Source organism: Microbacterium sp. Bi128 (genome assembly GCF_918698205.1).
In genome coordinates, this window is record NZ_CAKKMM010001158.1 from 1 (window position 1) to 1,631 (window position 1,631).

1 protein-coding gene is annotated in these 1,631 nt (G+C 70.1%); it reads right to left on the reverse strand.

Going from position 1 to position 1,631, the window contains the following annotated elements:
- Positions 1-1,074 (reverse strand): phosphoribosylamine--glycine ligase (gene purD, locus LQV45_RS30790; protein ID WP_230011073.1); only part of this gene is annotated, 1,074 nt, incomplete at its 3' end.
- Positions 1,075-1,631 lie beyond the last annotated feature (557 nt).

Below are 1,631 nucleotides of genomic sequence, written 5' to 3' on the forward strand. Positions count from 1 at the left end.
GATCACGTGGACGCCGTCCAGGGCGTCGACCTTCTTCAGGCCCCGGATGCGGTCGCCCGTCCGCGGGGTGTCGGGGTAGTTTTCGGCGGCCACGACGACGGCGACGGCCGTGTCCTTGGACCAGCGCAGCGGCTGCACCTTGTCCAGCTCGCCCTTGGCCGCTGCCATGAGCAGCCCGCCGAGGGGCGTCTTGAGCCGGGCGAGGACGGCCTGGGTTTCGGGATCGCCGAACCGGACGTTGAATTCGATGACCCGCGTGCCGCGCGAGGTCAGGGCGAGGCCGACGAAGAGGACGCCGACAAACGGGGTGCCGCGGTGCGCCATCTGGTTGACCGTGGGCTGGGCGACGCGGTCGATCACTTCCTGCACGAGGCCTTCGGGGGCCCACTCCAGCGGTGTGTACGCGCCCATGCCGCCGGTGTTGGGGCCCTCGTCGTTGTCGAAGATGCGCTTGAAGTCCTGCGCCGGGGACAGGGGCACGGTGTTGGTGCCGTCGCAAAGGACGAACACGGAGACCTCGGGTCCGTCCAGGAACTCCTCGATCACCACGGTGCCGCCCGCGTCGAAGCAGGTCTGGGCATGCGCGAGGGCCTCGTCCCGGTTGGAGGTGACCACGACGCCCTTGCCGGCCGCGAGCCCGTCGTCCTTGACGACGTACGGGGCGCCGAAGGTATCGAGGGCGTCGGCGGCTTCCCCGGCATTGGAGGCAACGCGGGCCATTGCGGTGGGCACGCCGGCCTCGGCCATGACTTCCTTGGCGAAGGCCTTGGACGCTTCCAGCTGGGCCGCGGCCTTGCTGGGGCCGAAGACCGGGACGCCGGCGGCGCGGACGGCGTCGGACACGCCGGCGGCGAGGGGCGCCTCCGGACCGACCACCACCAGGTCAACGGTGAGCTTGAGGGCCAACGCCGCGACGGCGTCGGGATCGTTCGCGTCGATCGCATATGTGGGGACCAGCGCGCTGATGCCGGCGTTGCCCGGGGCCGCGTGGACCTCGGAAACGTTCGGGTCTGCAAGCAAGGATCGGACAATGGCGTGTTCGCGGCCGCCGGGGCCGATGACAAGTACCTTCACAGTCTCCAAGGGTACGTGGTGCACCCCGCAGGCTCCTAAGCTGTGTCGGCCGCTGGACATGCTCAATTTTCGCCGCGGCGCCTCGCGGGGACCGGGCAATCCGCGGCTCGGCAGCGCCGGGCACCGGGGCCACCCGCGGGATATGCCCAGTCCCGGCCCCGTCCAATGGGCACAATGCCACCATGCCCATACCCGGGTCCCAAGACTGGACATGTCCCGTGGTGCCGGAAATCATGCCCACGCCCGGGTCCCAGGGCTGGACATGTCCCGTGGTACCGGAAAACATGCCCACGCCCGAGTCCCAAGACTGGACATGTCCCGGGGACCGCGGGGCATGTCCACGCCAGGGTCCGGCAGGAGGGCATGCGCACACGCCCGGAACCACGCCCGGCGCCGGACAATCCGCGGGGCGCGCGGCTACGAATGGCATGTATGAACAAACCCAGCATGAAGCCCAGCAAGCGGTCCCGCGGCGCCACAGCCCTGGCCGCAGTGGCCGGAGTGGCTGCGGCCGCCGTCGTCCTGTCCGTCGCGGAACTGATCGGGGCGTTCTTCAC